Origin of the sequence: Mucilaginibacter galii (genome assembly GCF_014635825.1) — a bacterium.
Taxonomy (GTDB): domain Bacteria; phylum Bacteroidota; class Bacteroidia; order Sphingobacteriales; family Sphingobacteriaceae; genus Mucilaginibacter; species Mucilaginibacter galii.
The window spans coordinates 1-26,147 of sequence record NZ_BMDO01000019.1 but is presented as its reverse complement, the minus strand read 5'-3'; the positions used below and the strand labels follow the sequence as shown (position 1 = coordinate 26,147).

Sequence of the window (26,147 nt, the reverse complement as noted above, 5' to 3'; positions counted from 1 at the left end):
AACGGAGGCTGGAAAGGCTACCGTTCACAACAACCACCGGGCATGACAACGATATGGCGAGGACTACAACGTTTCTATGATGTCTTAGACGGCTGGAACCTATTCAAAGATATAGGTACACCGTAGACGGACATGTGGGGCCTTTGCTCAGAGAGTGGGCTCGAACCATTTAGTTCATACCACGGATAAGGCAGCCAATCTCCTCAAATCATCCACGAAATGATTCGAGAAGCACCCATTTGGGTGCACCCGGGAAATTTGCAATTCGCAAGTGCGTTTTTGTCATTCAAAACTTAGATGCTAAATCGCTAAGTTCACCCAAACCATTTTCTGTATAGCGATAAAAATACTTTAAGGACGTGTTTTTTATTTCTTCATGATTTAGGTAAGCGCATAATAATTGATTAGTTGGGTCATAATTATCATCTCCGATATTGACAATCTCCCATATGTTAGGCACTATTTCAAGTTCTATGTAAGCCATTAGCTTATGATGACCATCTATGATGAAACTATCTCCAGTTTCCGAACCGTAACCATAATCTTTTCGATACGCAATAATAATTGGCCGGTCACCTTTAATAATTTCGTTCTTGTAAGCATTGATAATGTTCCTTCTTAAATCGATAATATTTCTTGTAAATAATAATGCGTGATCTTGCGTACTAAAATCCCCAAACAGAAGTTTGTAATCAGATTCCAGAATAGAAATAAAGAAATTATTCGCTTGTTCAATATAGTAGGTGCCCGGTTCAAAACTTTTTAAAAACTGTTCTATTTGAGGGTGTTTTGAGTTAAAAAAATTATGATCTGTGTAAAGATCAAAATTGAATTGTTTTAAATAATTGTTTACATAGCTGGAATTGAAATTCCCGCGTATAAAATAACTGTTATAAGTATCTTGATATGGTCCAGCAATATTTACAGCGATTATAGCCTGATCAATTTCTAAATAACTGGTTGTCCCATCATAAGTAATACAAATGAAAGAACTTCCATTAATCTTATAAATATTGTTTTCCATGTCCCGATAATCAACCCTTTAGATTCAAATATACTTACAATAAATATATCAATAAATAAGATTTCGGAAACAAACTGGTTGCGCACGTATATTGTGCACCCTAATGGGCTCGAACCATTTTTCTATTGTAGATAATGATTTTAAAGATGTTACCAAGGTCTTATCAAACATTTATACTAAACGGCTGAGAATTTATAGTTTCTCAGCCGTAACTTTATCTATGCAAGTTTCCGTTGCAGATCTGCCATATCATCATTCACTTTCTTTTCAATAACCTTGGCGTATATCTGTGTAGTCCTCATAGAGGTATGTCCAAGAAGCTTACTTACTGTCTCAATCGGAACGCCGTTCAATAAGGTCACGGTCGTGGCGAATGTATGGCGGGCGGTATGAAAGGTCAGATTTTTAAAGATATCGCAACGCTCAGCCAGCTCTTTAAGGTAACTGTTCATTTTCTGATTAGATAACGGTGGAAAGACAGTACCTTTCTCACTTGCCTTGATGTTTAACTTGTATTTTTCCACAAGCGCCTTAGCCTTTGATAATAAGGGCACATTCACTGGTATAGTGGTTTTCTCCCTGGATGTCCTGACCCAATGAGTGCCATCTGCTGCCTCAACGATATTTGAAGGCTTCAGGTTCATCACGTCCACAAACGCCAGGCCTGTGTAACAGCTGAAAATAAAAATGTCCCTGACAGCGGTTAAACGAGGCAAAGTAAGATGCTTGTTTTCAAGGGCACTTAGCTCTATCTCTGTTAAGAACTCTTTTTCAACACGGTCAAACTTCAGTTGGTATTTGTCAAACGGATCGCGAACGATCCATTCCAGTTTAAACGCAAGCGTGATCATCTTTTTTAGGCGCTCCTGGTGCTTCATTATACCATTCGTCGTAAGTGGCTTTTGATGATCGACCGGCTGATGCTTCCGTAGAAATATCTCAAAGTCTTGGATAAACTTAAAATTCAGCTCAGATAGGAAATATTTCTCCCGTTTGTATTTCTGTTGGCAGAACTCCACCAGATACCGCTGGGTGGTGTAATAGTTCTTCATTGTCGCTTTGGCAAGTACACCTGCTGCCATGTCGTTATGATACTGGAATATATCTTGAAGTGTCCGCTCTTCATCGTCCTGGCGCAGGAACGACGCTTTGATAGCATCCGCAGTAATCACTCTTCTTTTCAACTGGAGATCCTTATAACAATCATTCACCGTCTGGCGAAGTTCGTCCAGGTAAGCGTTTACCATTTTACCTTCTGCTGTGGTGTTCTTGCCAATGCCCCGGCCCATGTCCCAGCACTTTAAGGTGATCTTTTGCTGGAGGGCAACCCATGTTTTCTTGCCTTCTACGGTGATACACATGTAGACAGGCGCTTTCCCGTCTTTTTCTTTCTCTAATCTAACATTGAAATAGATACCGAAACTTTTAACTGTTTTCATAAAATTTAAGAACTAATAAATCCTTTGGTGAATTAGGTGTTTCAAACTCACTCGAAAAGGGCTCTAAAACCGTCCAAAACCAGTCAAAATCCATCAAAATTGACCTGTTGTAACTAACTGATATACAGTTAAATATAACACTTTGGAACACCTGTAAAGGTACAAAACCAAAACAGGTGTTCGGATAGGGGAAATATAACCTGGAAAACTTTGGTTTATTTTGGTGTTTGAGGGAAGTGCCTTAAAGCACAAAACCCTGTAAATCAGATGATTTACAGGGTTTTGATTTGTTTTGATATCGCTTTCTGTCGGGATGGCAGGATTCGAACCTGCGGCCTCCACATCCCAAATGTGGCGCGATACCGGGCTACGCTACATCCCGTTTTGGTTTGCAAAGGTAGAATTTAAATGTACGTTTGCAAATATTTTTTCAACTTATTTTTAAGTAAGTTTTAAAAGAACTGATTTTCAGATTCGTAGCAATCTTTGCGGTTAATATGCTCAGTGCGCTGCCTCTTTTAATCTGCTGCAAATATAGCATCCTTACAGCTAATTGCAAACTGTAACCAATGCTTTAGCTGGATTTTAGGTGGTGAAAGCGAGACTCAAAAACGGGGATTGATCAATAGGTGTTTGACAATCAGCGCTAAAGGTCGGCTAGAAAACGTGTAATAAAAATGAAAATTATTTTTCGATACTGCATTATAAAATTAATTGCTGCTTACTGCAGTGCAGGCAATCACATTGTGTATGCCTGCTGGCTGTTATGTAATTGTTTTGTTTACAATAAGTTATTTGCTCAGTTGCGGAGTGTGCAAAAAATGATGGACTGCAAATGATTTATATTTATAATTTAGTGCACCATTATAAGTTAGTGATTAAAGTTATGGAAGCATCTGGCGATATTGTTTTAGGCATGGATATAGGAGGTTCGCACATTACGCTTGCCCTGGTAAACATGAATTTGCAAACTATTATTGAACATACTTATTACCGATCTTACCTCAATACCCGCGCCAAGCTCGAGCCCATTATAGATACTTGGGTAAACGCCATTAACAGCGTTTTTGCTAAAGAAAACGTGGATTACAAACGTATAGGTATGGCTATGCCCGGGCCGTTCAACTACGAAGAAGGGGTGTCGTTCATCAAAGACAATAAAAAGTATGATGCTTTGTATGGCCATAACATTAAACAAATTTTAGCCGAACGTTTAAACATAGCTACCAGCCAAATACGCATGTTTAATGATGCCGCCTGTTTTTTACAGGGCGAAGTTTTTGCAGGCATAGCCAAAAATTATACTAAAGCTATAGGCATAACCTTGGGGACAGGGTTGGGCACGGCCATCCTGAGCGATGGGGTAGCCCGTGACGCCAATTTATGGAACAGCGATTTTAAAGAAGCCAAAGCTGAAGATTATATCTCTTCAAGGTGGTTTGCTAAACGTTATTTTGAACTGTCGGGTATTAATTTATTAGATGTACGTTCGCTTAACGAAATAGCTGCCGAATCTCCCGTAGCCCGTGCGGTGTTCAAAGAATTTTCTGAGAACTTAACCCTATTTATAAAGCAGTTTATTGAGGCCGAGCAGCCGGAAGTGGTGGTTTTAGGTGGAAACATTACCAAGGCAGCCGCCTGGTACTTGCCTGCCGTTACCCGCGCTTTAAAGCGTTACGGTATCGATATTCCGGTGCACATCTCCGATTTAAAAGAGAATGCTGCTTTACTGGGCGCTGCCGGCTGCTGGCAAAACAATGGTAAAATTCTGGCGGTTTAAGCCTTGAATGTCATTAATACTGTAAAACGTATCATAAATATTAGCCCCTTGCGTTAACTTGCAGCCGGTAAGAAAGCAAGCCGCCTGTTGAAGAATGAATATACCCGCATTATTAGAAGAGATCATGTCTAAAGACCGCATCAAGTCGCAGTTGATAGATCTGGTGGCGTCTGCTTCTGATGCTGGGTTCTACTACTTGCGGCCTAAAGCAGTGGTTTTGCCGGTATCTGAAGAGGAGATAAAAGGCTTATTCCGCTTCTCTCACCAGCATCAAATTCCGCTGGTATTTCGTACCGGGGGTACCAGTTTATCGGGGCAATCTATTACCGATGGCATACTGGTAGATCTGAGCCAGCACTGGCGTAAAATTAGCATTGAAAACAGTGGCGACAGCGTGCGGGTACAACCCGGTGCCATTGGCGCTATTGTAAATACCCACCTCAAAAAGTACGGCAAAAAAATAGGTCCCGATCCGGCAAGTATCAATTCGGCTATGATGGGGGGTATTATCTCTAACAACGCCAGCGGCATGTGCTGCGGGGTAAGTAAAAATTCATACCATACTGTCAGGTATATTCGTTTTATCCTGCCCGATGGCTCATCGTACACTACAGAAATTCCTGCCGACTATCAGCGTTTTGAAAACGAACAAACGCAGCTATCACAAAAACTGTTAGCACTCAGGCAGCAAATTTTAGCCAACCCAGCAGTGTATGAGCTTATCCGCAAAAAGTATCAAACCAAAAATACGGTAGGTTATGCCGTAAATGCATTTATTGATTTTGAAGCTCCGCTCGATATTTTGAGCCACCTCTTGATAGGTGCCGAGGGGACGTTAGGTTTTATAGCAGAGGCGGTAATGAACACCGTGCCCGATTATAAGGCTAAATCAACGGCAATGCTATATTTTTTCGATATTTATTCGGCTTGCCAAGCTATTGTGCCGCTTACACAAGCGGGTGCCGAGGCGGTAGAATTGATGGATAAAGCCTCGCTGCGGTCCATTGAAAATATAGCCGGAATGCCACCCGTTATTAAAGAACTACCGGCCGATGCCGCGGCGCTGTTGGTAGAATTTCAGGGCGATACATTTGAGGAAGTTGAAGAAAAAATAGACCGCTTCAAAGCTGTTTCTGCCTCATTAAGTATGCTTAACGAGGTAGCCTTCACCACCGATCCTGTTGCACAGGCGTTATTATGGAAAGTGCGTAAAGGCCTTTTTCCTGCGGTGGGTGCGGTGCGGGCCAGCGGTACTACGGTTATTTTAGAAGATATAGCTTTCCCGGTAACTCATTTGGGTGATGCCATTTTAGATCTGCAGCAGCTTTTCAAAAAATACCATTACCATAACGCCATAATTTTTGGTCATGCTAAAGATGGCAATATTCACTTTGTGGTTACCCAAGCCTTTGATAGTCCGGCCGAAGTGGAGCGTTACGACCGCTTTATGCGCGAGGTGGTGGAGCTGGTAGTTGCCAAATATAACGGCACGCTAAAGGCCGAACACGGCACCGGCCGCAATATGACGCCGTTTGTTGAGACTGAATGGGGGCCGGAGGTATATGAGATCATGAAAGCGGTTAAAGCGATCACTGATCCTGAAAACCTGCTTAACCCGGGTGTCATTATTAATGCAGATAAGGCGGCTCACATTCGTAATCTGAAAGAACTACCGAGGGTAGAGGAGGAGGTAGACCGCTGCATTGAATGTGGTTTTTGTGAGCATAAATGCCCCAGCCGCGATGTGACCTTAACGCCACGCAAACGCATTGTGGTAAGACGCGAATTAGCCACCTTAAAACAGCAAGGCAACACCCGCCAGCATGCCCAATTGGTGCACCAGTACAAATACCAGGGACTGGATACCTGTGCCGTTGACGGCCTATGCGCCACAGCCTGCCCCGTAGACATTAACACCGGCGATCTTGTGAAACGACTGCGCCGCGAAAATCACTCTTTGTTGGCCAACAAGGTGGCATTGTTTACGGCAAAAAACTTTAAGTGGATAAGCGTGGCCGTTAAAACAGCGCTGCGTTTTGGAGTAATGGTCAATAGCTTATTCGGGCAAAGTGCAATGAAGGGCATTACAGCCACCATCAGGAAAGTTATTCCCGCATTTCCCTTATGGTCAAATCAGTTGGCGGTAGCGCTTAATGTGCCCCGGCCTGTAAAGCCAGTTTCGGGGAATGATGCGGTTATATATTTTCCGGCTTGTATTAACCGGGTGATGGGAGAGGTGCACAAAGGTCAAAAGCCCGTTATGCAAACCTTTATGGATGTATCGGAAAGAGCAGGTATTCAGGTCATCATTCCCGAAAACTTAAGCAGCAGTTGTTGCGGGCAGATCTACTCGTCCAAGGGCTTTGCCGATGCTCAGGCCTATACGGTCAATCAAACCGTAAGTCGGTTATGGCAAACCTCTAAACAAGGGGAGTATCCCATTGTGCTCGATATTACCTCATGCACCCAAACCCTACGTAATTGCCGCGGCCAACTGACTGACGAAAACAAGATTAAATACGATGGGCTAACAGTTTTAGATAGCGTAGAATACGTGCGCGATCACATCATTCCCAAAACACAGGTGGTAACCAAAAAGGCTAACGTGGTATTGCACCCCGTATGTTCTTTAAGCAAGATGGGCTTGGAAAATGTCTTCTCGGTAATTACCGGGCATTATGCCGAAAAGGTAACCGTACCGGTACACGCGGGATGCTGTGGTATGGCGGGCGACAGGGGCTTCCTCTTCCCTGAACTTACCCGCGCCGCTACTCATTTAGAGGCTAATGATGCTGGTAAAGAAACCTGCGATGGCTATTACTCCTCTTCTAAAACCTGCGAAATTGCTTTGAGCGACGCCGTTAATAAGAATTACCAATCGATTTTAACCTTGGTGGATGAGTGTACGGCTCCATTGTAAGGTTAAACATTGTCCAATCAGGCATGGGTGCCCGATTGGACGGTAAGAAAAATGATATTAGCTAACGCCTGCTGTAACGTCTTCTTTAGCTGGCTTTATTTTTTTCAGTATTTCAACCGCTTTGGCTTCTTCTTTGGCTGGCTTAAGGGCTTCTTTGTCAATCTTAACGTCTTTGGCTAAAATTTTAGATAATTGTTTAGCGCTTTGCTCTATTTGCTTGGTCAGTTTTTTTGAACCTTTGCCATAAGCGGCGGCTGCTTCTGTAATAGCGGTTACCAGTCCGGTCTTAATATCTTTTTGGGCGGTTTTGCGTTCTGATTTTACTAACGACTTTAGTTTGCTTTTTTTCATATGATTACGGCTACTGATTTATGGTGCAAAGGTAGGTTATCAATAAGTTAATCCAATGTTATCATTATGTTAAGCATCGACACTTTTAAGTTCAATCTTGCATCTTTCTTTACTAATCAGTTCAATAGCCTCGGCAAGTTCGGCCTCGTTATTTATCTCATGATGTTGCTGGTCATAGTAGCGTTTCAGCTCTTTGCGGTGAAAGGCTTCGTAAAAACGTTTAACCTGTAAATGGTCCTGCAAAATAAGTCCGGGTACTTGTGCCGGTAAAAAGTCTTCGCCCATGGCCACCATGGTAAAGTAGCTCGAGTTGGTGTGTTTAATTTCCTGTGTCTTTATATTCTCGGTTTGCACCCTGATGCCTATCACCATAGACGACCGGCCCACATAGTTAACCGATGCCAGCAGCGAAACCAGTTCGCCCACCTCTACAGGGGCTAAAAAGTTTACCGTGTCTATAGATACCGTTACGCAATAATTACCCGCATGTTTGGCGGCGCAGGCGTAAGCTACTTTATCCATTAAACCTAATACCACGCCGCCATGCACCTTACCGCCAAAATTAGAGTACGAGGGTATCATAAGCTCGGTTAACGTGGTTTGCGATTGCTTTACGGTTTTGTAAGTTTCGTCCATATGGTGATGCTTATTTGTTATCACACTTAATCAGGTGCTTATGGTAAAATTAAAAATAAATATGGCTTATGCTAACAGAGAAGCCTCAAACAAAAATGAGGTACTGGTCTTGTTATAGCGTAATGTGCTGTAGTTATGACACTATTTGTTTAGCTGCAAAATAGCTTTGTATTAAATTTATAATGTAACCATGAGTGAAACTAACATGCCCAAAATATTAATAACCGGCGCTACCGGCCAGGTAGGGAGTAAGGTGATCAACTATATCATCAATAGCGATGAAGCCAGCAATGTAGAAATTGTAGCCGCCGTACGCTCGGCCGCAAAAGCTAAACCATTTACCGACAAAGGCATCAGTACGGTCATTTTTGATTTCGATAATGAAACTACGCATGCTGCCGCTTTGAAAGGGATTGACCGGCTTTTGATCGTAACCGGCTACACCGTAGATATGCTGCGCCAAAGCAAAGCCTTGTTAGATGCCTCAAAAATTGCCGGGGTGCAGCATGTGGTGCACTTGGGTGCCTGCGGCCGCGACGATACCACCGTGGCCCACTGGGCCTGGCACCAGTTGGTAGAACGCTATATTGAATGGTCGGGCTTTTCGTTTACACACCTCCGCCCCGAAACCTTTATGCAAAACATGCTGAGCTATGGCGGCAAACCGGCCATTAACAACGGCGTACTGCACCAGTATGTGCAAGGTGCCCGCAAAAGCTGGGTAGATGTTGATGATGTAGCCCATGTAGCTGCCCTGGCCTTGCTGCACCCCGAAAAGCATGCAGGCCGGGTATACAGGTTAGGTTACGATGCTAAATCCTACTATGAAATTGCGGAATTGTTAACAAAGCAGATTGATAAGCCATTTGAATACCAGCCGCAGGCACCCGAAGTGTTTTTGCAGAATATGAAAGACGCCGGTGCCGAAATGGCTTATATGAGCTGCGTGTATGACCACTATAAGCGCTATGCCGCCGGTACCATACCGGGTGCCGATGATACATTCGATAATTTTCCTGAAATAACAGGGCAGCAGCCTACCCGCTGGGCAGATTTTATTGAGAAACATAAGAGCGAATTGGGTTATTAAGCTTCATATTATTCTGAACAGCGGCTTGTCGAAGACTTGTACGCCTTATTAAGTCTTCGACAAGCTCAGACTGACAAGTTGTGAAACAAATAGTAGTAAGAGTCTTATTTTTAGTTTTTCGTCATTGCGAGGTACGAAGCAATCTCTGCACGACAGGTAATCCGCTTAATTAACCAGCGCAGGGATTGCTTCGTACCTCGCAATGACGGGTTTAGCTTTTGCGTTAGGGATAGCAGTGAAAAACCCGGAATGCAGCGTAGCGGAATGAGGATTTGTAACGGATAGCCTGGGCAGGAGGCAACGCCCATAAAATCACTTGTAAACTCGATTTAGGCTACCTGATGCTTAATTAGCGCGTTAAAAATTTGGCTTTTGGCTTAAATAAATTTTCTTGATTTTTAAGATACTTAAGCGCGATGTTAAAAGATATAGGTAGTTAATGCCCAATACCTCGTAATTTAATGATACCTTTACACCATACGCATGGAAGAGAGAAAATATTTAGCCACCTGGAAGAAATACCTTCCCATTATTCGTTTGCATCTTAAGAAGAGCCTTACCGAAGATCAGAACTTTAAACTCAACATCACCGATTTCGAATCGGCCGGTGACAGAGGGAAATCTGGTTATACGTTTAGCCTGACTATTGAGAACGGAAAGGTGATCAACAACATCAGCAGCTCAGGCGTTGCCCGCGATCTGTTCGAAACCTTAAAGTCTGACGAAGTGGTTAAAAGCATTTTTCAAGATAAAAGCATCAAAATTGCAGTAGGTAAAACCTTCGTGCTTAGCATTAAAACTACCCATATTTCGGCTTACAAATAGTATTTTATAAATTTATAATGAAAAGCGGATGCCCTGAGGTAGCCGCTTTTTGGGTTCTGGGATGTTATTTTTTTCTATCTTGGCAGGGGTGTGTTATTCTTTAATATGCTCTCATCCAACAGCCATTATGTCATCTCGAACGATAGTGAGAGATCCTGTTCGAATTGCACATGACATAAGCTTGTACAAACAAGATTTCTCGTTATCACTCGATGACATTTTGAGTTTAACCATTGTTGTTTTACAATAATATCCTCATTCACCGGTTTTTCTACGGGCGGAATATCTTTCTGGTCAGGCATTTACAGCAGGTTAATTTCTTTGTTATGCAACATCTGGTTGGGCGGTATACCTGTGGCATTTATTTGATGGAATCATTAAATAAATGCACAAACTAAAAGTATCAGCGTACTAACCATCCAAGTAGTTTTAAATCCGTATCAGTTTAAAGTTCTGCTTCATTAACATGTTATATTATGGTGGCATGACAAACAGCTTATTGCTGTAGGGCGTTATGTATACTTTGAGCTTGTATATGATTGAAGCAGTGGCGGATAAACGGTATATTTAGCTTCATAGATAGGCATAGGTTCAATTAATGTAATTATACTAAATAACAGCTTCTCAAATTTTTATATCATGAATCTTCAACTAAAAAATAAACTGGCTTTTGTAACAGGTTCTACCGCGGGTATTGGTTATGCCATTGCCAAACAGCTGGCAGCCGAGGGCGCACACGTAGTAGTAAACGGCCGTACTGCCGAAAGGGTTAATGCCGCCGTAGAAAGCATCATCGAAGAAACCGGTAACCAGGAAGTAAAAGGCCTGATAGCCGATTTTGCCAAACCCGATGAAATTACCCAACTGATTAGTGACTTGCCCCAAGTTGATATCCTCATTAACAACGTGGCTGTTTTTGAGCCTAAGGCTTTTAACGATATTACCGATGAAGATTGGTTGAAGTTTTACGAGGTAAACGTATTGAGCGGTATACGCCTTTCAAGGGCTTATTTTAGTAAAATGCTGGAGAAGAACTGGGGTCGCATCATCTTTATTTCCAGCGAATCGGCCCTGCAAATCCCTGCTGAAATGATTCATTATGGTATGACTAAAACTGCCCAACTGGCCGTGTCGCGTGGTTTGGCCGAGCTTACCAAAGGAACTGCTGTTACCGTAAACGCCGTACTGCCTGGCCCAACTGCTTCGGAGGGTGTGGGCGGATTTATAGAAAACCTTGCTAAAGATCAGCAAAAATCTGTTGATGAGGTTAAAGATGAGTTTTTTAAAACGATGCGGCCTACCTCACTTATTCAGCGCTTTTTAGAAACTGATGAAATTGCCAATATGGTTACTTACCTGTGCAGTCCGCTGGCTGCGGCTACCAATGGGGCAGCTATACGTGCCGATGGTGGTTTGTTGATCAGCGCGGTATAACATTGCATACATTTTTAACATTTCGTGATTGATTTTTAGCTATTTTGTAAATGTCGACGCGTAATAAGTATCTTGGTAATTAATGAGAACATTGATCCTTGCAGCAGTTATCACTTGCTTAAGCTTTGCAGTATCTGCACAGCAAACACCGGTACAAACTAATGGGCAGTTACACATAGCCAACGGACAAATAGTGAACAAGGATGGCGTGCCACCCCAGCTCAGGGGTATCAGCATGTCATGGAGTATTTGGCAGGGTCGAAAATATTATAATACAGATGTGGTAGACTGGCTGCGCAAAGATTTTAACATTAGTTTGCTACGCGTATCAATGGCGGTGCAGCCCGATAGCGGTTACCTGCAACTGCCCAATGAGCAAAAAAAGCTGGTGACAACCATGATTGACTGCGCCATTAAAAAAGGTATTTATGTACTCATAGATTGGCACGACCATAACGGGCACCTGCATGTAGAGCAATCTAAAAAGTTTTTTGGCCAGATGGCCAAAAAGTACAAGGGCGTGCCTAACGTGATCTACGAAATTTGGAATGAGCCAGAACGCGTGAGCTGGGACACCGTGAAAAATTATGCCCTGCAAATCATCCCCGAAATAAGGAAACACGACAAAGAAAACCTCATTGTAGTTGGCACTCCGCATTGGGATCAGGATGTAGACATTGCCGCGGCTGACCCTATTAAAGGCTTCGATAACATAGCTTACTCGTTCCATTTCTACGCTACCGAGCCAAATCATCAGGACGGTTTGCGTGCCAAAGCCGACAAGGCCATACAAAGCGGCCTGCCGTTATTAGTAACCGAGTGGGGGGTAGGCGAAGCAGACGGCAACGGTGCATTTGATATCGAAAAGAATGCCACTTGGCTAAAATGGATGCAAGGCCACAAGCTAAGCTGGGCCAACTGGAATATCACCGATAAAAAAGAAACCACCGCCATCCTCCAACCCGGTGCCCCCGTAAACGGTGGCTGGACAGAAGCACAGCTAACTCCCGCAGGTAATTATATTAGGAAAGTGTTGAGGGAGTTAAATAAGTTAAATTAACTATAATGTCATTTCGAGTGCTAACGAGAAATCCTGTTTGAGGCAGCCGGTGACTCACCTGACTTCTCGAACAAGCTCTCTCACTATCTTTCGAGGATGACAGTTTTAGTATGATGAAAACGAGAAATCCTGTTTGAGGCAGCCGGTGACTCACTTGACTTGTCGAACAAGATCTCTCACTATCGTTCGAGATGACAGGTTAGGTATGATGGTAACGAGAAATCCTGTTTGAGGCAGCCGGTGACTCACCTGACTTCTCGAACAAGATCTCTCACTATCGTTCGAAATGAAAGTTTAGGAATGATTAAAAAGTCCTTCTTCCTTCAATCCATTTTCCATAAATCCTTCCTCCACAAATCCTTCTTCCCCAAGTCCAATCACACCACGGCGTTCTCGCAAATATGAGTTGGTACAATTCCTGTTGAGGTAATGCTCATGGCGGCATCTTCGGGCAGGGTGTTGCCGGTATAAACCAGTACGGTATCAAGGCCAAACTTGTTGCCGCCTAAAATGTCGGTGTGCAGGGTGTCACCCACCATTACAATATCTTTTTTACCCAGCGCGGGGTTTGCTTCACGCACCAGATCGTAAGCAAACATGAACATTTGCGAATCGGGCTTACCAAAGCGGATGAACTTTTTGCCCACAATGTGTTCTATCATATTGGCCAGCGCGCCCACGGCAATGGCTACATCGGTATTGGTGAGGGGGTATGCATAATCGGTGTTGGCTACAATGGCCGGTATATTGCGCTTGCGGAGTAAATTAACCACTTTGTTTAAGTCGCGGTACCAGTTAAAGCCTTCATCATCCAAAAATACCAGTCCATTTATCTGGTGAATATTGCTTTCATCAATGGCCTTTACAGGCAGGGTATGCAAACCGGCACTTTCTATATAATGTGCCGAATCTTCTGTACCCAGATAGGCCACCGTGCCATCGTGTACCTTTAAGTTGAGGTATTCTTTGGCCAGCATACCCGAGGATATAATTTTTTCGGGGGTTATCATTTCCAAACCTAATTTTACAAAAGAGCTGGCCAATTGCTGCGGACTACGCGATGCATCGTTGGTAACAATGTAATAATCTTTTCCCTGCGCTTCCAGGTAATCGAACGTGTTACGCATACCAGGCACCAGGCCCTTATAATTTTTGATCACTCCAAACGAGTCGAAAAATACAACCTGGTATCGGTCAATTATGCTTTTAAAATCTACGGTTTGTATCATGTGGTATAGTTTAAATTCCCCTCTTGAGAGGGGTTAGGGGTGTATTTATTTGCCCGGTGAATGACCCACCCCTGCCATTGCGCGCTTGTCTCGACGCACCCCTCAAGGAGGGGAATTGTAAATCTATTTCAGCTTCAAAGCACTAATGAGTACCTCTGCGTCAAAATCGCGGTCAACCGAGGGCAGGTAAATGTCGTAAGCTTCCTGCTGCAATTTTACGGCATACTGCTCGTGGAAAAAGTGCTTGCCATCTTTAATCACATAATTGAGAATAAAGAAACGGTAGGCTTCGCGCAAAAAGTTTATCTCATTAATGGTGAATGGATTGTATTTGTGATACTCTTCCATAAACATGATGAAACGCTTTTCCATCATCGTGGTGATAAGGTAGCTAAACACAGTGCGGTCGCCCACGTCAGATACCACCCGGCTAAAAAAGTAGAAATCCATCATGCGGGTACTCATCCTAAACCAGTCGTAATCCCAGCGCGAGTAAAGCTCCATTTTATGCGTTACCGAAAAGTTGCCGATGTTCCAGTCGATAAATACGGGGATGGTTTCAAACGTATTGGCGGCATATTTGGCGCGGCCTTTCAGGTACAAATCGCAATGATAACGCAGCAAATCTACCTGGCTGCGTGTTCCAAATTGGCTTTCGTCTTTGTTCAACTGATCTAACAAGGCGTTAATATCTGTCCGCATGGTTTTAGACGATTTGGGCAACACCTTGCTGGCCCTCGAACATGCCTTATGAAACTTAGCCGTTTGCTGGGCAAACTTACGGATGTGATGATCTTCCAGCCGGCTGGGCAGGCGCTCCATAATGCGCGTGGGATTGTAAAACACAACCCAGGCATCGGTACCGCTCAATCTGTGACGATAGATATAAACGCGGTTGTTTTTGAGTAGCGATTTAGCCAGGAAGTTTTCATAAGGGTACAGCAGATTGTTGCTCAGGCTGTGAATGATGCGATGATCTTCCTTAAAATAATCGTGCTTGCCAAAGTTAGATAGCTTGGCAATAATAATGTCGTCGTCCTCGAAAGTAACGCGGAATACAAAATTGGTTGATACATTGGCGCTGATGTCGTCGATGCTCCTGATCACTTTAGAAGCATCGTAGCCTTCCCATGCCTTGCGGACAATCAGCTTACTTAATTCGTGGTCCATAATTGGTGGTTAACCTTGGCTTGTTATTATATTAACTAAATTTCATTGACAATGATTTCTAATGCATTCGAACACAAGAATAAGATTATGTCATTGCGAGCGATAGCGTGGCAATCTCTCGCCGTGCATCAATCATACCAGTTTGCACTTAAATTATTCCAGTCAGGATTCTCGGCGTTGATTAAGTCAATCTTTTTTTGCCTTGATCCGGCCTTGAGTTGTTTTTCTCTATCTATAGCGTCCTGTATCCAATTATATTCTTCAAAATAAACCAACTTGTCACAATTGTATTTAGCTGTAAAGCCGGCAAACAGTTTCTGTTTGTGTTCCCATATTCTTGTTTGCAAATTGTTAGTAACGCCAACATATAAGACCTTATGTGTTACATTAGTTAAGATGTATGTGTAATATTGATGGACGTTGTTGATCATATTTTACTACCGGCATGGAAAGAGATTGCCACGCTAACGCTCGCAATGACATTGTTTTAATTTATGAAGTCCTTTATATAATCTCAAAATATCTCTTCAGTTCCCAGTCGGTAACATGCTTGTTAAACTGCCGCCACTCCCAAAGGCGGGTATTGGTAAAATGCCTGGTAAAGCTGTTGCCAAATAATTCGCGCGCTACGGCCGAGCTTCTCATGGTGTTGGCCGCTTCCAGTAAATTGGAGGCAATACTTCCGTTGCTTTTATCAGTATATCCGTTGCCTTTTACAGCAAGGATAGTTAATGGTAATTTATTTTTGATGCCATACAAGCCCGAGGCCAGTGCGGCCGCCAGTGCGAGGTAAGGGTTGGCGTCGGCTCCCGGTATGCGTGTTTCTACCCTCGTGTATTGGGGAGATGAATTAATAACCCGCAATGCCGTAGTGCGGTTTTCTATGCCCCAGGTTAGGGTAGTGGGTGCCCAGGCACCTTCTACCAAACGTTTGTAACTGTTTACAGTAGGGGCATACATAGGTGTAATATGCGGCAGGCAATACAGTTGGCCTGCTATGTAATGCTTCATGAGCGGGCTCATCTTCTGTTCGTCGGCCTCGTCGTAAAACAGGTTGGTGGTCTTATCGGCACTCCATAAACTTTGGTGTACATGGCCGCTGCAACCCGGCAGGTTTTCTGACCATTTGGCCATGAACGAGGCCATAATGCCATGTTTGGAAGCAATTTCTTTAATGGCATTTTTAAGCAGTGCAGCTTTATCGGCAGCAGCTATCACATGGTCGTGTATAATGGCTGCTTCGTACACACCCGGACCGGTTTCGGTATGCAAACCTTCCAGTGGGATGCCAAACTGCTCCAACAAATTAATAAGGTCGAAGTAAAAACCGCTTTGCTGCGACGGGCGTAAAATAGAATAGCCGAACATGCCCGGTGTAAGCGGCTCTATTTTGGTGAAATCTTTTTCCTGAAGCGTTTTTGCTGTTTCGCTGAAATTGAACCACTCAAACTCCTGCGCAAACTCCGGGTGAAAGCCCATATCGTGGCATTGCTGCGCTATGTTTTTGAGCAGAGTACGTGGGCAAGGCACGCCTTCATTACCTTCTCCGCTAAAATCGGCCAGGAAGAAAGGAATATTATCCTGCCACGGAATAGTGCGAAAGGTGGACAGATCTATGCGTGCCGGTTTGTCGGGGTAGCCCGTATGCCAGCCGGTTACGTTGGTATTATCGTAACCTTGATCGTTCATATCCCAGCCAAAAACCACATCACAAAAGCCATAACCCTGGTCCAGCCCGGCTTCAAACTTTTTTTGGTGGATTACTTTTCCACGCAGCACGCCATCAATATCGGCAAAGGCAAATTTGATGTGATGCTGGTTGTTTTGCTTTAAATAATCCAGAATTTGCTGTTTATCCATGGCGTTAGTTTGGCTGGCTGGCAAGTTAAATAAAAAATGCTAAACAAGTCCCGTTTCAAGGTTAATGCGGGGCTTTGCCAATACCTTGTTGAAAGGATGATTTTAGCTCGCACTTACTACAACGCGCTGTATAGTATATATTTAATTATGTAAGTTTTGTCATGTACTATTTGTTGTTTATTTTTTAAATTACACCATGAAAAAAGTCACCGGTATTGGCGGTATCTTCTTTAAAAGCAACGACCCGCAAAAGATGAACGATTGGTACGCTCAAAATTTGGGCCTTCCGGTAGAAAAATATGGAACCATGTTCAGGTGGCGCGATGCCGATAACCCAGAAAAGGAGGGAAGCACAGTTTGGAGCCCTTTTGATAAGGATACCAAATATTTTGAGCCATCAACCAAAGATTTCATGATCAATTACCGGGTTGAAAACCTGGAAGCACTGGTGGAGCAGTTAAGAAGCGACGGCGTAACCATAGTTGATGAAATAGCCACCTGCGATTACGGTAAATTTGTTCACATTCTTGACCCTGAAGGCAATAACATTGAGCTTTGGGAAGATGTAGGTTAAATCCCGGCCGGTTTGCTTATACAATTCAGCTGCGATCTCATCAGAAGTCTTATATAATAGAGCCCTTTATTATTTGAAGGGCTTTCTTTTTTTGCAAGATTCTGATGGCATCGATGTGAAATTTAAAATAACTTTAAGCTGCGTTTTTCGTAAAAAGAGTAATTTTATATATTTACATTTTGTGTAAATGCCCCCTATTAAATTAATACTATTACTATTTATTGTAACGGTTGGTTATGGTAAGTTGCAGGCAAAACAAGTTCAATCTCCTGTTAATACAGCTGCCAATAACTTAACCATTGCCGATTACGATAAGCTCGTGAAGCGCTATCGCTATTACAAGCCCGACTCTGCCGTTTATTTTGCCAACATGGCCATTGCCTATGCCCGCCGGGTTAATGATGGTAAAGGTGTTGCTACGATGCTCAATCATTTGGGAATGATAGATGACAACCGGGGCGAGTTTGATGCATCGAGGATAAAATATTTACAGGCGCTGGCCATTTACCGTAAACGGAAGGATGCCGTAGGCGAAGCCGCCGTTATTGTACGCCTGGGTGTAGTTGAACTGCGTAAGGGTAATTACGATAAGGCCATTGGCTGCTTTTTGCAATCGCTTAAAGTAAGTGAGCGCAGCAAGAATACCCAGGGCCGTATGGAGGCTTACTTAACCGTGGCCGAAGGTTACATGGGCCAGAAAAAACTGGATGTTGCCCTTAAATACCTCAACACTGCCGAAAAAATTAATAACACCATCCCGTTCTCTAACCTCTCGCTCAATATCTACAATGATTTTGGGGTGGTGTACCGCGAAATGGGTATGCCTGATCAAGCCAAGGCTTACCTCGAAAAGGGTATCATGTTGAGTGATGAACCGCAATACCAGGGATTACACATTACCCTCATTAATAACCTGGCTAAGGTATACAACAAGCAGGGCGATAAAGCCAAATCAATTGCATTGCAAAAATCGGCTTTAGAAAAAGCCCGCAGCATAAACAATTATTTGCGCGAATTGCAAACACTTACCGGCCTGGCCGATACCTACGGCACCAGCAATGCACCGCAAGCTTTATTTTATTTTAACCAGGCATTGGCTTTGGTTAAGGAGAAAGGCGCTTACAAACAGCAAATTGAAATTTTAAGCCGCCTGGCCGATCTGTACAAGTATCAAAAAGATTATCAAACCGCCTTGCTGATGAAAGAGCAGCAAAACGCACTGGCCGATAGTGTTTTTTATAAAACCATGGCCAAGCAGGTGGTCAGCCTACAGTCCGAGTATCAGTTGTACCGTTCTAAAGCCAGTGTGCGCGAGCTTAAGGCGCTTAATACCAGCCAAAAGTTTCAGCGTAATTTTTATATAGCTGCCGTGGCAGCCTGTTTACTCGTTATACTGGTAGTAGCTTATTATTTCTATCAAACTCGTCAGTTAAATAAGCAACTCAATAAGGTCAATGCCGATTTGCAGGAATCTAATAAAGTAAAAGATAAGCTATTCTCGGTATTGGCACACGACCTGCGGGCTCCTTTTGCCTCGGTGATAGATTTGCTGTACCTGTTGGATGATGAAGATATTACTGGTGAAGAAAAATCTCTGCTCATTAAACGCTTAACCAGCGCCAGCAATGTATCGTTAGAAACACTGAACATGCTGCTTAAATGGGGCGAAATGCAAATTAAGGGCGTTAGGCTCAATGCGTCTATTGTGCAGCCCAAACCTATTGTTAACCGGGTAATGAATTTGGTTGCTACCAATGCCGAGAAAAAGGACATTGTTGTGCAGGATACTGTTGACGATAATATTGCAGTAAGGGTAGACCCCAATCACTTTGAATTTGTAATGCGTAACCTGCTCTCAAACGCTGTGAAATTTACCCGACCTGGCGGTAGTATCTTTATTAGCGCCAGTATAGATCAGGGAGAAAATACCGTCATCTTTTCAGTGCGTGATAACGGCATAGGCATAAGTGCCGAGCGTTTGCCCTATGTGTTCGATATAAGCAACGCCAGTACCAAAGGCACGAGTAACGAAACCGGTACCAGTTTAGGCTTGCTTATATGCAAAGAATTTATGGACATGAACGGCGGCCGCATTTGGGTAGAAAGCCTGTTAAACGAAGGTTCGATATTTTATGTATCGTTACCACTGTTTAAGGTAACGCAAAGCAATGTGGCCACTATTAATCTGCCTGCTAAGCGCAGGACTTTCCCCCGCCAAAAACAAGCCTGAATTTTTATCCTGCGGTTACCACCTGTGCAGTATTACGGCTGGTTTGCTGCAGCAATACGGTTTTACCTTCGGTTAATTGCTGTAATAAGCTGTATTGATAATGCCTTAACGTAATGAGCGATAACTGATCGTTATACTTTACATTGAATTCCAGTTTCAGCTGGTTATATAATTGCTCAAAACGTTCTTCTACCCGGTCAAAGCAAACAGAAAGACTTAAGGCCGATGTTTGCATTACATTAACCTTCACCTGGTTTTGCGCAAATATGCGGTATACTTGGCTTAGCTGTTGCTCTGAAACAAAAGAATGGTCTTTGGCCGAAACGGAGATGAGCACCTGGTTCTGCTTCACAATAATAATGGCCTTATCAAATCGCTGATTTTCTGCGTTGCCAATAACGGTTCCGGGGGCATCAGGGTCGTTAAAAGGTTTTACCAGTAACGGGATACCTGCATTTTGAAGCGGCTTAATAGTTTTGGGGTGAATAACCGTGGCGCCATAGTAAGTCATTTCCATAGCTTCGGTGTATGAAAGCTCATCAAACTTAACGGTATCCTCAAAAAACTTCGGATCGGCGTTCAACACGCCCGGTACATCTTTCCAGGTGGTAACCGATTGCGCTTGCAAACAGGCCGCCAGTATGGAAGCCGTATAATCTGAGCCCTCACGACCTAATGTAGTAGTAAAGTTTTCTGACGTTCCGCCTAAAAAGCCTTGTGTTACTACAATGCTTTTTCCAAGCATCGTAGGCAGGTCTTGCTGTACACTGGCGCGGGTTTTAGGCCAGTCTACCACACCTTCGCGGTAAGTGTTATCAGTATGTATATAACCGCGTACATCCAGCCATTTGCTGGTTAAGCCTACCTGGTTCAGGTAAGCGTTCACAATACGGGTAGATAATAATTCGCCTACAGATACCAGTTGGTCGTAAATAAAGTCGTAGGTATCTACCGGCTCATCTTCCAGCATCCAGTCTATTTCTACAAAAGTATTGGCTACCTCATCAAACACCGGGTGGCTGCCGTCGAACAATTCATGCAGAATTTGATAATGATACTGTTTTACCTCTTCATACAGTTCGTGCACATCATCGGCCTGGTTAAAGTAGGCGTTGGTAAGTTTTTCGAGCGCGTTAGTGGTTTTGCCCATGGCCGATACCACGATGAGCAATTGCTCGTGCGTGTACTTTTTTACTACCTGTGCCAGGTTAGCTATACCGGCTGCATCTTTAACCGATGCGCCTCCAAATTTAAATACAAGCATTTAGTTAATATAACGGTCTACAACGGTGCCCGGCTGCAGCAATGTTTTTATTTGAGCGTAAGGAATATCTAAAGCCGTTTGTCCGGCGGCATAAGGTTTAATTTCATACTGATTGTATAAAAATTTTAAACCTATTGGCGTAATCAAAAAGTTCTTATTCAGGCTGAACTTTTCATCCTTAAAAAAGTAGTTTTCTTTAAGTGAGGCCGTTGGCGAGAGATTTTCCTGCTTCCTGAATATTGAATCGGCAACCTGGGTAAGCTTTTCTTCGTAGCCGGGTTTAAAAAGGCTGGCTAACTCAATCTTTTTATTAGCCTTAACATCCCAGTTTAAATATTTGATCATGGTAGCCCCATGCGCACCGCCGGTAAACTGGTAACCATTAAATTCGAGGCCCACCAGGCTGCTGTCTTGGCGTATCACATTAACCTTGCTATCCAGCTCAAAAAACATGGGCGAAGTTGGGTTTTCCTTTTTGAAATCTTTATAATCCTGCAAAAACTGCCCGGTTAATAGTTGCAGGCCGGCGATACCTTTCTGGCGGTCTAACAGCATAGACAGGCCGGTTACAATACTATCGTTTAACAATGCCTGTTTATCAAAGGCCGGGTATTTGAATTTTACAGTGGTGCAGGTACTATCGGGCTTGCCGGCGCAATCATCGGCTTTGGTATTAATTACCTTGAATTGGTAGGTAAGCGTATCGGTATAAATATCGGCCGTTTCTTTTTTGGGATTGCTGTTGCAGGCCATTAAACCTGCGGCTATGGTGGCCAGCATCAAATATTTGAATTTCATGGTTGATGATTTAAAATTTGTTCGGTTGATAGTGAAGCGTTGAGCCAGCCAGCTTCAAGACCAGCCTCGTACTTTTTGTAAAATTTAATGGCCGGTTCGTTCCAGTCGAGCACCTGCCAGCTCATGCCGTTAAAACCTAATTCACTTGCTTCTTGCACCAGGCGGTTAAACAACAGCTTGCCAATGCCTTTGCCTCGCATAATTTCGGTAACTACAAGGTCTTCAAGATACAAGCGGCTACCTTTCCAGGTAGAATAGCGCACGTAGTATAGGGCAAAACCTACAATAAAATCATCTACCTCGGCTACAAAGGCTTTCCAAACAGGGCGCGGACCAAACCCGGCTTCCTGAAAGTGCTGCAAGGTAACGGTTACCTCATCAGGAGCGCGCTCATAAATGGCTAACTCTTGTATCAACTCCATTAAACGCAGACAATCTTCCCGGCGTGCAACTCTTAAATGTGCTTTCATGACCCCTCCCCAACCCTCCCCAAAGGGGAGGGGGTTTTAATAATTTATTTGTTTGATAACTATGTTCTTAAAGCCCTCCCCTTTGGGGAGGGTTGGGAGGGGTGTTACCTCACCCCAAATATGGTACTACCCAGGCGCACCATGGTGCTGCCCATTTCTATAGCCAGCTTATAGTCTGACGACATGCCCATGCTCAGCGTATCAAAGGTATCTTCCTTGCGGAAATAGCTTTGCGTAATACCGTCGAAGAACGTGTCCAATTCGTAAAACTCTTCTTTGATCTGCTTTTCACTGTCGGTATTAGTGGCAATACCCATCAATCCGCGTATGCGTACATTTTTAAGTTCGGCAAATTCTTCTGAGCGCAACAGTTCAATTACTTCATCAAAACCCAATCCGTACTTGGTTTCTTCGTCGGCAATGTAAACCTGTAGCAGGTAGTCAATAACGCGTTTATTCTTCTCGGCTTGCTTATTAATTTCTTGCAGAAGTTTGAGGCTATCTACCGAATGTATCAAACTAATGAAAGGAGCAATATATTTTACTTTGTTGGTTTGCAGGTGACCTACCAGGTGCCATTCAATGTCTTTAGGCAGGGCTTCGTGCTTTTCTACCAGCTCTTGTACCTGGTTTTCGCCAAATACGCGTTGTCCTGCATCATAAGCTTCCTGTAAATCGCTGATAGGTTTGGTTTTTGATACGGCAACTAAGGTAACGTTTGCTATATCCAATTCGCTTTTCAAGCGTTTAATGTTATCGGTAATGCTCATTTAATGCGTAAATTTGCTGAGTTTATTTTATTATTTCTATCATAGCCTCTTATAAATCTTCAGGCGGCCGGGAAAGAAAAGCCCTCCCTCCTGGGGAGGGTTTGGGAGGGGCTTCTTTTTCGGTTGCTAAATTACAGAATGCGTATCTATATAATCTTGTTTTTTTTACCGCTGCTTTTTTTGATCTCTTGCAAGGATGAAAAGGCAGCAGGCATACTCAGCCATGAGGATATGCAGGCCGTTTTGGTTGATGTGCATATTGTAGATGGCACCCTGTTTGAAGTGCCCGCTTTTCCTGATAGCCTGTATAAATACAGTTTTAGCAAATATCAGCGGGTTTTTGACAAGCACCATACCGATAGTGCGCAGTTTAGAAAAAGCTTTATTTATTACACAGGCAAGCCCGATGAGCTATTTGATATTTACGAAAAGGTGGTGCCGGTCATTAAGGTGAAAGCCGATTCGGCCGCTAAAGTTAAACGGGTGGCCGACTCGCTCGAAAACAAAAAGCAGCAAAAAATAAATGAGGTAATTGCCAAACGCGCGGCCGATTCGATTAAGCGCATCAATAATAAAAAGCTCAAGGCCGATTCGTTAAAAAAGAAAAAGAATAAACCGGATTCAACGGTTATTAAAAAGAAAAGGTCGCTCTTTTTAGAGCGGGCCAAAAAATTTAGAGGAAAGAATGCTATATCCCGACAATAGTGCCGATAAACTGGGCTTTACCGAGGTAAAGGAACTGATAAAAGCACACTGCCTGAGCACCATGGGACAACAAATGGTGGACAAAATTCAGGTGATGAATAATTTTGACCTGATCAAAAAGTTTTTGAGCCAGGCACACGAGTTTAAGAATATTTTACAAAACGATGCGGCTTTGCCCATCAACCATTTTTTTGACATTAAAGCGCTGGCCAACAAAATACGCTTAGAGGGTGCATTTTTGGCCGAGGAAGAATTTTTTCAGATCCTGGCTTCGTTAACCACCGTGTTTGCCGTGATAGGCTACTTTAACGAGCGCGAAGGCCAATATCCCAACCTGGAAGCCTTGTTTGAGCACCTGCCTATTGAGAAGTCTATTCTCAAAAAGATAGATATGGTGATCGATCAAAAAGGTAAGATACGGCCAAACGCTTCGCGCGAGTTGCAGGATATAACGTCGGGCATCTCCAAAGCTGAGCAGGAAGCACGTAAGAAGATTGATCAGATCTTCAAAAGTGCAGCCAGTAATGGCTGGACGGCCGATGGCAGTTTAACCATACGCGATGGACGCTTATGTATCCCTTTACTGGCCGAAAACAAGCGTAAGGTTAAGGGTTTTATCCACGATGAATCATCAACCGGGCAAACCGTTTATTTGGAGCCCGAGGAGGTATTTACGCTCAACAACCGCATCCGTGATCTGGAGTTTGAACGCCGCCGCGAGATCATCAAGATCCTTACCCAGTTAACTGATGAATTACGGCCGTATGTGCCTTTGTTATTATCATACCACGGGCTGTTAACCAAGCTGGATTTTGTACGTGCCAAGGCGCTGTTTGCCCTTGATGTAGAAGGCGAAATGCCTGTTGTAGTGAACGAAGCACGTGTAAGGTTAACTAACGCACGTCACCCTTTACTTTTCTTGAGCTTTAAAAAGGAGCATAAAACCGTAGTGCCGCTGAATGTGAGCATTGATGAAGGTACGCGCATTATTACCGTATCGGGCCCTAACGCCGGTGGTAAATCGGTTTGTATGAAAACGCTGGGACTGCTGCAAATGATGGTGCAGGCTGGTTTGCTCATTCCGGCCGATGAAAGCAGTACGGTAGGCGTGTTCAGGCAAATGTTTGTAGATATTGGTGATGACCAATCGATAGAAAGTGACCTGAGTACTTACAGTGCTCACTTGAGTAAGATGAAGCACTTTGTAGAAATGGCTAACGGTAAAACCCTAATCTTGATTGATGAGTTTGGTACCGGTACCGACCCACAGTTTGGCGGACCCATTGCCGAAGCTGTGCTCGAATCGCTGAACCATAAAAAGGTGCGCGGCATGGTAACCACGCACTACTCTAACCTCAAAATATTTTCGAGTAATACCGAGGGTATCGAAAACGCATCCATGCTTTTTGATAACCAGCAAATGAAACCGCTGTACCAATTAGAAGTGGGCAAACCGGGTAGCTCGTATGCATTTGAGATAGCCCAAAAAATAGGCTTACCACCGCAGGTACTCAACCTGGCTAAAAACAAAATAAGCGCCGGACAAAAAAAAGTAGATACTTTACTGGTAGACCTCGAACGCGAAAAGAAAGAAATTTACGATACCCGCATCCAGCTTAACCGCCAGCAAAAGCGCGTAGACGATCTGCTTTCGGAAAACGAAAAGCTGAAAAACTATTTGGAAGAAAATCAAAAAGCGCTCATTCGTGATGCCAAACAACAGGCCAAAGAGATCATCACCAATGCCAATAAACTGGTAGAAAATACTATATCCGAAATAAAGAGTAGCCAGGCCGATAAAGAAACCACCCGCAACCTGCGCGAAAACCTGAGCAAAGAGTTACAAAAGAATACGGTTAAAGTCGAAACCACTGCTAAGCCGTCAAGTGACGAGGAGGAGTTAAAAGTTGGGGACTGGGTTAAACTGGTAGATTCGACCACCACCGGCCAAATCATAGAAATTGCCAAAGACAATATCATTATTGCCATCGGCGATTTACGCACTGTAGCCAAGCGTAAACGTGTACAAAAGGTATCACGCAAAGAAGTGCCCAAAGAGATACGCCGTGCCGGTACCAGTGCTTCGTCTACCAGCGACATGGCCAGCTTTAGCCCCGAGATTGATGTACGCGGCATGCGCGGCGAAGATGCCATCCACACCATTGAAAAGCTGCTCGACCGCGCCATCATGATGAGCTTCGGTTCTCTTAAGATCATCCACGGCAAAGGTGACGGCATCCTCCGCAAACTTATTCGCGGCTACTTCAAAAAGTACGACCAGATTAGCCACATGGAAGATGAACATGCTGACAGGGGCGGGGATGGTATTACTTATATTTATTTGAAATAAGCCCCTCCCAACCCTCCCCGGGAGGGAGGGCTTTAGCCAATCATGTCATTGCTGTAAAGGTCAGATAATTCGGGGACAAGCTTAACTTTAAATAACTAAGTTAACTTGTTATGCGCATTAACACGAGTGATCTGACCTTAAAGCGGAACTATTTGCAGACCTACCGCC

Annotated in this window: 22 protein-coding genes and 1 tRNA gene; 10 read left to right on the top strand and 13 right to left on the bottom strand. The window is 43.6% G+C overall.

Annotated features, from left to right (window positions below; genetic code table 11):
* Window positions 1–286 precede the first annotated feature (286 nt).
* The 3 genes from IEV61_RS20425 to IEV61_RS20415 form a co-directional block, all read right to left on the bottom strand.
* Window positions 287–1,024: a hypothetical protein gene (locus IEV61_RS20425; protein ID WP_188418989.1), complete on the bottom strand. Its 738-nt coding sequence runs from the start codon at window positions 1,022–1,024 to the stop codon at window positions 287–289.
* Between the two features lie 218 nt (window positions 1,025–1,242).
* On the bottom strand, window positions 1,243–2,463 hold the full coding sequence (locus IEV61_RS20420; protein ID WP_188418987.1) for a site-specific integrase: 1,221 nt from the start codon (window positions 2,461–2,463) through the stop codon (window positions 1,243–1,245).
* Between the two features lie 308 nt (window positions 2,464–2,771).
* Window positions 2,772–2,845, bottom strand: a tRNA-Pro gene (locus IEV61_RS20415).
* A gap of 504 nt (window positions 2,846–3,349) precedes the next feature.
* Here IEV61_RS20415 and IEV61_RS20410 point away from each other — a divergent pair.
* Window positions 3,350–4,243 (top strand): ROK family protein, encoded by an 894-nt coding sequence (locus IEV61_RS20410; RefSeq protein WP_188418985.1) that lies wholly within the window; start codon window positions 3,350–3,352, stop codon window positions 4,241–4,243.
* 94 nt (window positions 4,244–4,337) lie between these two features.
* Window positions 4,338–7,163: an FAD-binding and (Fe-S)-binding domain-containing protein gene (locus tag IEV61_RS20405; RefSeq protein ID WP_188418983.1), complete on the top strand. Its 2,826-nt coding sequence runs from the start codon at window positions 4,338–4,340 to the stop codon at window positions 7,161–7,163.
* A 57-nt stretch (window positions 7,164–7,220) separates the two neighbouring features.
* Here the strand turns inward: IEV61_RS20405 and IEV61_RS20400 are convergent, their stop codons facing one another.
* Together IEV61_RS20400 and IEV61_RS20395 are read right to left on the bottom strand one after the other, a co-directional pair.
* Entirely contained in the window at window positions 7,221–7,514 is a 294-nt protein-coding gene (locus IEV61_RS20400) for a hypothetical protein (protein WP_188418981.1), read from the bottom strand.
* A 69-nt stretch (window positions 7,515–7,583) separates the two neighbouring features.
* The gene (locus IEV61_RS20395) at window positions 7,584–8,150 is read right to left on the bottom strand and encodes an acyl-CoA thioesterase (protein WP_188418979.1); all 567 of its coding nucleotides are present in this window, start codon (window positions 8,148–8,150) and stop codon (window positions 7,584–7,586) included.
* Between the two features lie 190 nt (window positions 8,151–8,340).
* On the opposite strand from IEV61_RS20395, the gene IEV61_RS20390 reads away from it, so the two are divergent.
* From IEV61_RS20390 to IEV61_RS20375, 4 genes are all read left to right on the top strand, one after another.
* Window positions 8,341–9,240 (top strand): SDR family oxidoreductase, encoded by a 900-nt coding sequence (locus IEV61_RS20390; RefSeq protein ID WP_188418977.1) that lies wholly within the window; start codon window positions 8,341–8,343, stop codon window positions 9,238–9,240.
* A gap of 483 nt (window positions 9,241–9,723) precedes the next feature.
* Window positions 9,724–10,065, top strand: coding sequence for a hypothetical protein (locus IEV61_RS20385; RefSeq protein WP_188418975.1), 342 nt, complete (start codon window positions 9,724–9,726; stop codon window positions 10,063–10,065).
* Between the two features lie 639 nt (window positions 10,066–10,704).
* Window positions 10,705–11,499 (top strand): SDR family NAD(P)-dependent oxidoreductase, encoded by a 795-nt coding sequence (locus tag IEV61_RS20380; protein ID WP_188418973.1) that lies wholly within the window; start codon window positions 10,705–10,707, stop codon window positions 11,497–11,499.
* 82 nt (window positions 11,500–11,581) lie between these two features.
* Window positions 11,582–12,559, top strand: coding sequence for a glycoside hydrolase family 5 protein (locus IEV61_RS20375; protein WP_188418971.1), 978 nt, complete (start codon window positions 11,582–11,584; stop codon window positions 12,557–12,559).
* Window positions 12,560–12,936: 377 nt separating this feature from the next.
* Here IEV61_RS20375 and IEV61_RS20370 read toward each other — a convergent pair whose 3' ends face one another.
* The 4 genes from IEV61_RS20370 to IEV61_RS20355 all read right to left on the bottom strand — a co-directional run bounded on the left by IEV61_RS20370 (window position 12,937) and on the right by IEV61_RS20355 (window position 16,842).
* Window positions 12,937–13,788, bottom strand: a complete 852-nt coding sequence (locus IEV61_RS20370) for a TIGR01459 family HAD-type hydrolase (RefSeq protein ID WP_229747236.1) — start codon at window positions 13,786–13,788, stop codon at window positions 12,937–12,939.
* A gap of 123 nt (window positions 13,789–13,911) precedes the next feature.
* The gene (locus tag IEV61_RS20365; RefSeq protein ID WP_188418969.1) at window positions 13,912–14,958 is read right to left on the bottom strand and encodes a hypothetical protein; all 1,047 of its coding nucleotides are present in this window, start codon (window positions 14,956–14,958) and stop codon (window positions 13,912–13,914) included.
* 128 nt (window positions 14,959–15,086) lie between these two features.
* Window positions 15,087–15,389 (bottom strand): GIY-YIG nuclease family protein, encoded by a 303-nt coding sequence (locus tag IEV61_RS20360; RefSeq protein WP_188418968.1) that lies wholly within the window; start codon window positions 15,387–15,389, stop codon window positions 15,087–15,089.
* A 73-nt stretch (window positions 15,390–15,462) separates the two neighbouring features.
* Entirely contained in the window at window positions 15,463–16,842 is a 1,380-nt protein-coding gene (locus IEV61_RS20355) for a glutamine synthetase family protein (protein WP_229747235.1), read from the bottom strand.
* A gap of 172 nt (window positions 16,843–17,014) precedes the next feature.
* Here IEV61_RS20355 and IEV61_RS20350 point away from each other — a divergent pair, with 172 nt between their 5' ends.
* Window positions 17,015–17,392, top strand: a complete 378-nt coding sequence (locus IEV61_RS20350) for a VOC family protein (RefSeq protein ID WP_188418966.1) — start codon at window positions 17,015–17,017, stop codon at window positions 17,390–17,392.
* Window positions 17,393–17,579: 187 nt separating this feature from the next.
* Window positions 17,580–19,622 carry a tetratricopeptide repeat-containing sensor histidine kinase gene (locus IEV61_RS20345; protein WP_188418964.1) on the top strand — a complete coding sequence of 681 codons (2,043 nt, stop codon included), beginning with the start codon at window positions 17,580–17,582 and terminating at the stop codon, window positions 19,620–19,622.
* A gap of 4 nt (window positions 19,623–19,626) precedes the next feature.
* On the opposite strand, the gene IEV61_RS20340 is transcribed toward IEV61_RS20345, so the two are convergent.
* From IEV61_RS20340 to IEV61_RS20325, 4 genes are all read right to left on the bottom strand, one after another.
* Entirely contained in the window at window positions 19,627–20,886 is a 1,260-nt protein-coding gene (locus IEV61_RS20340; RefSeq protein WP_188418962.1) for an aspartate kinase, read from the bottom strand.
* Window positions 20,887–21,684, bottom strand: coding sequence for a DUF3298 and DUF4163 domain-containing protein (locus IEV61_RS20335; protein ID WP_188418960.1), 798 nt, complete (start codon window positions 21,682–21,684; stop codon window positions 20,887–20,889). It lies immediately after the preceding gene.
* Window positions 21,681–22,154, bottom strand: coding sequence for a GNAT family N-acetyltransferase (locus IEV61_RS20330; protein ID WP_188418958.1), 474 nt, complete (start codon window positions 22,152–22,154; stop codon window positions 21,681–21,683). Before IEV61_RS20330 ends, IEV61_RS20335 begins: the two co-directional genes overlap by 4 nt.
* Window positions 22,155–22,258: 104 nt before the next feature.
* Complete coding sequence (locus IEV61_RS20325) at window positions 22,259–22,924, bottom strand: YggS family pyridoxal phosphate-dependent enzyme (RefSeq protein WP_188418956.1); 666 nt, start codon at window positions 22,922–22,924, stop codon at window positions 22,259–22,261.
* A gap of 138 nt (window positions 22,925–23,062) precedes the next feature.
* On the opposite strand from IEV61_RS20325, the gene IEV61_RS20320 reads away from it, so the two are divergent.
* Both IEV61_RS20320 and IEV61_RS20315 read left to right on the top strand, forming a co-directional pair.
* Complete coding sequence (locus IEV61_RS20320) at window positions 23,063–23,629, top strand: DUF4296 domain-containing protein (RefSeq protein WP_188418954.1); 567 nt, start codon at window positions 23,063–23,065, stop codon at window positions 23,627–23,629.
* Window positions 23,610–25,979, top strand: a complete 2,370-nt coding sequence (locus IEV61_RS20315) for an endonuclease MutS2 (RefSeq protein ID WP_188418952.1) — start codon at window positions 23,610–23,612, stop codon at window positions 25,977–25,979. Before IEV61_RS20320 ends, IEV61_RS20315 begins: the two co-directional genes overlap by 20 nt.
* The last annotated feature ends 168 nt before the right edge of the window (window positions 25,980–26,147 follow it).